Here is an 8,754-nt window from a genome sequence, read left to right as displayed (position 1 = left end):
CGAGCCTGGCGACGATCCGCTGACCGGTGAAATTCGCCGGCAATATCTGCTCGAATACGCACAGCAGTGGGATGCGTTTCTCGGCGATATCAGGCCGGTCACGGGGACGAGCCTCGCGTTCGATCTGCAGGTGCTCCGTCGCTTCGCCGCGCCCGATTCGCCGCTTGCGAGGCTTGCACGCGCGGCGGTTAAAGAGACCACTTTGACCGCTCCGGACACGGACGAGGACCCCTCGTTCCTGCAAAAGGCCGCGGGTCGTTTGGCACAGAAAGCCGACCCGGTTCTCGGGATTCGTGCGGAGGAGCGACTCGAGCGCGAGTTGGTCGACGGTCATTTTGCGGCCTTGCGTGAAGTGGTGACCGGTGTGGGGGATACGCTATCAGCGACGCAAACCGGCGGGCAATCCGCCGCTCAAGGCGGCGCGTTGCAGCTCGACAGTCTTGCGAGCCAGTTGAACAACTACTACACGGTACTCACGGTTGCCGACAACGCGCTGACCAATAACAGCATGCCGCCGGCGAGCGACGCCGCGCTCAGGCTCAAGCTGACCGCCGATACCTTGCCCGCGCCGTTGCGTGAAGTGCTGCGTGACCTGGCCGTGCAGGGATCGTTCGAGGTCAATCAGGGTATCGGGCAGCTGCTCTCCCGGCAGATGGTTGCCACGCTCGGCGATGCGTGCCGGCTCACGGTGGAGGGCAATTATCCGTTTTCGCCCGATGGCAGACAGGACGTGAGCATCGACGATTTCAACCGCGTGTTCGCGCAGGGCGGTGTTCTCGACGACTTCTTTGCTAAAACGCTCGCCCCATTCGTGGACACGTCCGCAAAGCCGTGGCGCTACCGGACGCTGCCCGGCGCGACAGAGCCCGTGCAGGGGCCGGCGTTGCAGTCGTTCGAACGGGCCAAGGCCATCCGCGATGTGTTCTTTACCGAGTCCGGTCAGAAAAAGCTCAGCTGGAAGGCGGACATCAGGATCGCTGAACTCGATCCGGTCATCACGGGTCTCGCGCTCGATATCGACGGCCAGGGCATGCAGTACCAGCACGGCCCCGTGCGTGCCTTCCCTGTGACGTGGCCAGGTCCGCAGGGTGGTGCGCATGCGGAGATCACGGCGAATCCGCGTATCCGTCCCGAGACGTCGACACTTTCCGTTGACGGGCCGTGGGCGCTGATGCGTCTGCTGAAGAAGGGCACGCTGATCGATACCGCGACACCGGGGCGCACGCGCGTCGAGTTCGATTTCGATGGACGTAAGGCGGTGCTCGATATAGCAGGAGCCGGCAGTGTCGCCAATCCGCTGACGAGCGACGTGTTGAGTTCGTTTCATTGCCCAAGCTCCATGCCTACGTTCAGTCTGAACGACAGCGGACCGCCGACGGGGTTGCCGATGGGCTCGCCGTTTGCCCGGGCGGAGTGATTGCAATGGAGCGAAGCGGGTTGTTCGAGGAAGGACAGCGTAATCGCGATTGGGGAGCGTCGCTGGGAACGGTCGCTCTTCATAGGAGATACATGATGGGAAACAGACGGATTGCGAGTAAGTGCTCGGGTGTGGTTGAGCATACGGCGGTACGCGTCGCAGATTCCCGCGCATGGTGTATCGACGTGGGCATCGCCCGGAGGACTCGCTAATGCGTGGCGTCCCCTCCTTGCGAACGCTGTCAGTCAGCGGCGCGGCACTACCAGCTTCACCGCTGGGCGGCTCCGCCCTCGAACTCCGCTCGATCGACGGCGACGAAGCGCTATCCGAAATCTATACCTACACGCTGAACCTGATCACACCCGCCGAGCCACTATTTCCAGACCGCGTCGCCGCCAACCTCGATCTGAAGGCGATGATCGGCAAGGAGCTGACCGTGTCGATCCAGCTCGACGGCATGGGCACGCCTGTACCTGGCGGCGTCGGCCTCAGCGGTGCAGCGAACCTCGGCCGCGGTATCCGCGAGATCAGTGGCATCGTGGCAGAAGCAGCGTTCGCGGGGCAACTGAACCGGCAGAGCCAGTACCGGCTGACCTTGCGACCGTGGCTGTACCTGGCCGACCAGCGCAGCGACTACCGCATCTTCCAGCAGCGCACTGTGGTGCAGATCGTTGACGAGGTGCTGAAGGACTACGTCTACGCCTACGACAAACGCCTGGGCGACAGCTATCCGGTACTGGACTACCAGGTGCAGTACGGCGAGACGGACTTCGAGTTTATCCAGCGGCTGATGCAGGAACACGGCATCTACTGGTTCTTCGAGCATTCAAGGGGCGTGCACCGGCTGGTGCTGGTCGATCACGTGGGCGCGCACCGACCGGTGGAGAGCGAAGCGTACCGGCAACTGTCGTACTTCCCGCCGGGACACAAGGTCGATGCGGAGTACGTGCACGCGTTCGACACGGTGGAGCGTATCCGGCACGGCCGCTGGGTGACGGACGACTTCGATTTCGAGCGGCCGCAGGCGAAGCTCGAAACGGTCAACACGCTGGCGCGCCAGACGGCGCACAACCAGCTCGAACGCTACGAATGGCCGGGTGACTTCACGGACCCGGAACACGGCCGGCAGATTGCGCGGGTGCGGATGGAGGAAGCCTTTGCATCGGGTGAGCGGGCAAACGGTGAAGGCAACCTGCGTGCAGTGGTGTGCGGCACGACGTTCCGGCTCGCGGGCTATCCGCAGGAGGCAGCGAACCGGGAGTATCTGGTGATCAGCGCACGGCTCACCGCAAGCGAAACGGGGCAGGCGAGCGGCGAGGCGGCATACAGCGTCAGGAGCCGGTTTGTGGTGCAGCCTGCCACGACGATGTACCGGCCGCCGCGCACGGTCGACAAGCCGCGCACGAGCGGTCCGCAGACGGCGATGGTGACGGGACCCAAGGGACAGGAAATCTGGACGGACCAGTATGGACGGGTGAAGCTGAAATTTCACTGGGACAGGTCGGCGGTGATGGATCAGGGCTCGTCGTGCTGGGTGCGGGTGTCGTATCCGTGGGCGGGGAGCAACTTCGGTGGGGTCAACATTCCGCGCGTGGGAACGGAAGTCATCGTGGACTTCGAGAACGGGGATCCGGACCGGCCGATCGTGACAGGGCGCGTATTCAATGCATCGTCGATGCCGCCATGGGACTTGCCGGGGAATGCGACGCAGAGCGGGATCATCAGTCGCTCGATGAAGGGCGGCAGGTCCAATTACAGCGGAATTCGCTTCGAGGACAGGGAAGGGGCGGAGGAATTCATGCTCCAGGCGGAAAAGGACATGAACACGGCAATCAAGAATAACGAAACGCATGTGGTCGGCGCGGATCGCACCAAGATCGTCAAAGGGCAGGAAGTGACAACGATCAGGAGCGACCGGACCCAGATCGTCGATGGACAACACACGGAGACGATCAAGCATGACATTTCCCAGACCTCGACGGAGGGCGACATTAGCGTGACGTCGGAAAAAGGCACGGTGACCATCTCAGCGAAGACTCAAATCAAACTGGTTGTTCAGGGGACGACCATCGTCCTGACGCCCGCGCTGATCAGTCTGATCTCGAAGGCGATCAACAGCCAATCAACCGACGAAACGCATGTAAGCGGCAGCAAGATAAAACTCAATTGCTAACAGACGATGACAGTGCAATACACAATGAATGAAGGCAGGATCACCCTGCCCGATGGCTACACCGACCGGTCCGTGAATATTTTCGTGCAGGCGCCACTCACGGACGGCCTGTCCAATCTTCAGGTGGCGCGCGACATCGCACGCAACGATGAAACCCTCGACGCCTATGTCGACCGGCAGATCGGTCTGCTGAAGCGGAAGGTCAAGGGCTTGTCCGTCAAGTCGCGCGAGACAGTCGTGCTTGCCGGCTGTCAGGCAGAGGCTATTGAAATCGAGACCCGCTACACCAGCAATGGCAAGTCGGTTTATCAGCGCCAATGCGCGACTCTCCTCGTGAATGGCCACGCAAAGGGCCACGCGCTCATCTTCACCGCGACCAATACGGTTCCCTTCACGTCAGCACAGTTAGCGACCTGGCGGCGCATGACCGATACGTTCATGCCCGCCTGATCCACTGTCGATGCCGTCACCAGATCAACCTTGTATCGCGCCACGCGAGGCGCCTTGTATTCAGGATCCGGGTCAAGAGGAAGAGCATGTTTGAAGCAGCACGCGTGGGAGACCAGATTCAGCACACGTCAGCTCTCGCTGGATTTCTGATCGGTGCGATTCTCGGGGCAGCGCTGATTTTTGCCGTGGCAATGCTGACGTTCAGTTGCCCGTTTCTTGTCGGCTTTATTGCGGGCTTTCTGGCCAGCATGATTGCTGAACAGATTGTCGATATTGCGGCGCAGATAGGCAGTATGTTTGCCAGTCTCACCGGCACGATCACAGCGGGTTCGGCGAATGTGTTCGTCAATGGGCGTGCGGCCGTTCCCGCCCAGATCGGTGTCGCCCTATGCGACCACGATACGCCGCACGAACCGGCGGCCTGTGGTTCCAGCACGGTTTTTATCAATCAGCACGTGGCGGCACGCAAAGGCGATGACATTCATTGCGGTGCGACGATCGCAAAGGGATCGAAGAATGTATTTTTTGGCAGCGACAAGGCTTGCGAAATAGCCGTTGCCAGTGAAATACCGCCTTGGGCGGTGAATCTGAAAAACGGCTTGTTCATGGTTGCGGGCGTCGCCGGCGGCCTCGCGGGCGCATTGAAGTCCGGCATGAAAGCAACAGCGCCTTGCGTCTTGCAATTCATCGCCGGGCAGGTCGCGGGAATCTATGTGGGCTCGAAAGTATCGGAGGGGCTGTCTGGCCTTTTTGGTCACCCGGTTCACGTCCCGACAGGTCAAAAAGTTCTCGCCAATGAGCTGGATTTCGACATGCCTGGCTTGTTGCCGTTCTTCGGTGCCCGTTCATATTCGAGCGCGGTTGATACGGGCGGCATGCTGGGCCGCGGCTGGCAGCATAACTGGGACATTCACCTGCGGCGCAGCAATCGCGGCCTCGAATACGTCGGGTTCCAGGGGCGTGAAGTCGGCTTCGACGATCTCCCGGCCGGCGAGTATCAATACAACCCGTTTGAGCAGCTTTATCTGTCTCACGCGCTGGATGGCCGCTACATCCTGAACGGTCTGGACGATATCTTTTATGGATTCAGCGCGGAACCGCTCAACGGTCGCCACGTGCTCGAACGCATCGAGGACAAATTCGGACACTTTATCGAATTCCATCGTGACGAACACGGCGTGCTGGTCGAAGCGCGCAACGATGCGCATGTCGTCCTTGAATTGCACCATCACGACGGCCGTCTGACCGGCGTCGACCGGATCGACGGAAGGCGGCGCAGTCTCGTGCGCTACGGCTATGACTGCAATGGGCAACTGATCCGTGTGCGCAACGGGACCGACGAACTGGTGCGGCAGTTTGCCTATACCGGCGGATTGATGACGCGGCATGTCAACGCGCTCGGTTTCCGCTGCGATTACCGCTATGCGCAGTATGGCGACGAATGGCGCGTGGTCGAACACAGCACGGACGCCGGCGAGCAGTACACCTTCACATATGACCTCGAGTCGAGGCGAGCGAGCGTTAGCAGCGAAGACCAGGGTACCCAATGCTGGGCGTACGATCAGGACTATCTGGTGACGCAATGGACCGACTACCTGGGGGCGCGCTACCAGTTCGACTATGACGGTCACCAGCAACTGGTCCGCATTGAGTCCCCCGACGAGCGAGTGCAGCGCCTGAGTTACGACGCACTAGGGCGCGTGATTGAAACCGTGGACGCCACGGGACGAGTCTGGCAAAGCACGTATCACCTGAAGACGCTGCGACTGGCGAGCGACACGCTGCCTGACGGCAGCGTCTGGCAGTGGACGCACACGGAACAGGGCTTACCCGTTGAGCGGATCGATCCTTTAGGTCAGGTCGCGCGATTCGAACATGACCGGCACGGGCTGCTCACGTGCTACACCGACGAGCGCGGCGGCGCGAACAGATTCGCCTACGATGAGCGCTACGGTTTGCTCGTGAGCCGCACGGACTGCTCCGGTTCGACCACGCGCTACGCGTGGAATGACGAGGGCGATCTGGTCCGCCAGACGGACGCGCTCGGACAGGTGACCCAACTGTTGCGAAATGCGGGCGGAGCGGTCGGAACCGTCGTTTATGCCGACGGCACCCGCGAGACTTTCGAATACAACGGGCTCGGCCAAATCAGCCGGCACAGTAATGCGTTGGGGCAGGTCTCCCGGTGGGACTACACGCCGCGCGGGCAACCGGACCGTTATACGGATCGGCTGGGGCGTAGTCTCGAGTATCGCTACGATCCACACGGGCGGCTGATCAGGCTGACCAATGCGAACGGCGCGAGTTACAGCTTTGCCTACGACGCCGCCGGGCGCCTGATTCATGAACTGCGACTGAATGGCTTGCAGCGCGAGTTGCGCTACAACCCGAATGGCGAAGTGATCGGGCAGACGCTGACGGGCCGCCAGGGCAAGTCGGAAACGATCGGACTGGAGCGCGATGCGTCCGGGCGGCTGATCGGGAAACACGGCCGGTGTTCGCTCACCCGCTACAGCCATGACAGGCTCGATCGTGTGACTGCGGTTCGCAGGCAACCGAGCGCCGTCGGCATGGCTTTGGGCATCCTCCCCAGCGAGCTCAGCTTTGAGTACGATGCGCTGGGTCGTATGGTGGCGGAAACCGCGGACGGCCAGCGTTCGGCGTCGCGCCATGACGAGCTTGGTAATGTAATTGAACGTCATCTTCCTTTAGGGCAGCGAGTTTCGATGCTGCACTATGGTTCAGGACATGTTCATCAGATCGGACTGGATGGCGAAGCGCTTGTCGATATCGAACGCGATGCGCTGCACCGCGAAGTGCGACGCACGCAGGGACCGCGTATCTGCCACACGGCGTACGATCCGCGCGGGCGCACGGTTTCGCGGCTGAGCGAGCGGTCCGGGCGACAGGGAATGACAAGTGGCGACCCGGTTGGATCGGCCTATCAGTACGATCTTGCCGGCAATCTGTATCAGGTGACGCGGCAGGGCGGCGGCCCGCATGGACGTAGCGTCGTCCATTACGCGTACGACGCGATGGGGCGGATGACGGGTTGCCACGACGACGAGGGACTGCACGAACGTTACGCGTACGACGCCGCCGACAACCTGATCGACGCGACGCGCGACAGCACGGCCAGCCGGATTCTGGACGATCTGCTGGAACGTTTCCGGACGATGAGCTACCGCTACGACGGCTTCGGTCAACTCGTGCGGCGGGAGCAGGAGGGCATGGTCCAGGACTTCGTCTATGACGACGAGGGGCGGATGGTTCGTGCGTCGGGGCAGGGCCGGCATGGCTGGCACGATACGGTCTATCACTACGATGCGATCGGCAGGCGGACGGGCAAGGTCACTCGTCGTATGGCAGCGGACGGCAGTCCGTTCATCGACGAGACGCGTTTTGTGTGGGAAGGCATGCGCATGGTGCAGGTGCTGCGCGATGAGACGGTGCGCACCTATGTCTATTCGCCGGATTCGGCCTACCAGCCGATGGCGCGGGTAGACCAGACCGTTGTTAGTGTTGACGGGCAGCGTCGCGCGGGTGGGCGGCGGGTGGTTTGGCATCATCATGCGCACGATAATGGTCAGGTGTACGACGTTACTGACACGAATGGCGACGTGGTGTGGGAGCCGCGATTTTCTGGCTTTGGAGCATTCAGAGGGACCGAGCGGCGCGGCGACAGGCTGTTCGATGAGCCGCTAAGGTTCGCGGGTCAGTATGCGGACGAGGAAAGCGGGCTGCATTACAACACCTTCCGGTACTATGATCCGGAAACGGGACGGTTTGTTAGTCAGGATCCGGTTGGGTTGGCGGGAGGGGTTAATCTTTATGCGTATGCGGCGAATCCGGTTGGATGGATTGATCCGCTGGGCTTGGCTTGTGGGCTTGCCAACCAAATTGCGGGCGGACACTCGTTTGAAAAGCATGTGCTTCAACAAGGTGAATACATAGGTTTGGGAATTCGTACGCGTGCGCAATTTGCTGGATTGGTTGACGACGTAATAAATAATCCGACGTATACACGTAGTTTAAGTAATGGTCGAACGGCTTACTGGAGTGATACATTCGGTACGGTTGTCATTCATAACCCGAGAGCTGTCGACGGTGGAACTGCTTTCCGACCATCCAGAGGGATTAATTATTTCAATGGGTTGAGGTAAAAATGCAAGTTATTAAATTATCTGTGGATCGGTTGAATGTCGGAGTAAGTCGGGATGAGTTATTGATTATAAATTCGGCTCTCAATGAGGTGTGTAATGGAATCGATCTTTTTGAGTTTGAAGCTCGAATGGGTGCCGAGCGCGAAAAGGTTGTTAAGTTGCTTGGTGAGGTTGGAGCCGCGATTGATAGAATGATTTCGGAGTAGATAAGGCCGCGCAAAGCGGTCCTTGTTCTCAAAGCGGCGTGTGTAAGGACGGCGCGTGCCGTCACCGTCCGCGTCGGACTGATTACCTGTGGCAGGGTAGCCGGTCGTTCGAGGAATGGGCCGCGAAAAGCGCGATACGCGGGCGTGCAATGAGACCCGGCGCTGGCACTATCGTCCGGGCAGTCATGCGGTGCTGGCGCAGGAGCGGCTGTGTTATGGCGGCGATCCGTCGCCGTGTGAGAGCGAGTGGTATCCGCTTGCGTGCGATCCGAATGGCGCGCCGCATACGATGTACAACAACGAGGGCCGTGCGGTATGGTGGGCACGGAGTTCGCTGTAGGGCGA

At 60.7% G+C, this 8,754-nt stretch carries 5 protein-coding genes and 1 pseudogene; all 6 read left to right on the top strand.

What is annotated here, in order from left to right; genetic code table 11:
* Positions 1-1,417: type VI secretion IcmF C-terminal domain-containing protein (locus tag QOC89_RS24660; RefSeq protein WP_323047404.1), on the top strand; the 1,417-nt coding region annotated here is incomplete at its 5' end.
* A gap of 211 nt (positions 1,418-1,628) precedes the next feature.
* Positions 1,629-3,446: pseudogene (locus tag QOC89_RS24655) on the top strand (type VI secretion system Vgr family protein); the annotation flags it as partial.
* A gap of 168 nt (positions 3,447-3,614) precedes the next feature.
* A complete protein-coding gene (locus tag QOC89_RS24650; RefSeq protein WP_323047403.1) occupies positions 3,615-4,040 on the top strand; it encodes a DUF1795 domain-containing protein in 426 nt (141 codons plus the stop codon).
* An 86-nt stretch (positions 4,041-4,126) separates the two neighbouring features.
* The gene (locus tag QOC89_RS24645; protein ID WP_323047402.1) at positions 4,127-8,203 is read left to right on the top strand and encodes an RHS repeat-associated core domain-containing protein; all 4,077 of its coding nucleotides are present in this window, start codon (positions 4,127-4,129) and stop codon (positions 8,201-8,203) included.
* Between the two features lie 2 nt (positions 8,204-8,205).
* Positions 8,206-8,409 carry a hypothetical protein gene (locus QOC89_RS24640; RefSeq protein ID WP_323047401.1) on the top strand — a complete coding sequence of 68 codons (204 nt, stop codon included), beginning with the start codon at positions 8,206-8,208 and terminating at the stop codon, positions 8,407-8,409.
* Between the two features lie 115 nt (positions 8,410-8,524).
* Positions 8,525-8,749, top strand: a complete 225-nt coding sequence (locus QOC89_RS24635) for a hypothetical protein (protein WP_323047400.1) — start codon at positions 8,525-8,527, stop codon at positions 8,747-8,749.
* Positions 8,750-8,754: the final 5 nt, after the last annotated feature.

The organism is Paraburkholderia sp. (genome assembly GCF_034668105.1).
Lineage (GTDB): Bacteria > Pseudomonadota > Gammaproteobacteria > Burkholderiales > Burkholderiaceae > Paraburkholderia.
The sequence above is the reverse complement of the archived record's forward strand: the minus strand, read 5'-3'. Positions and strand labels throughout refer to the sequence as shown.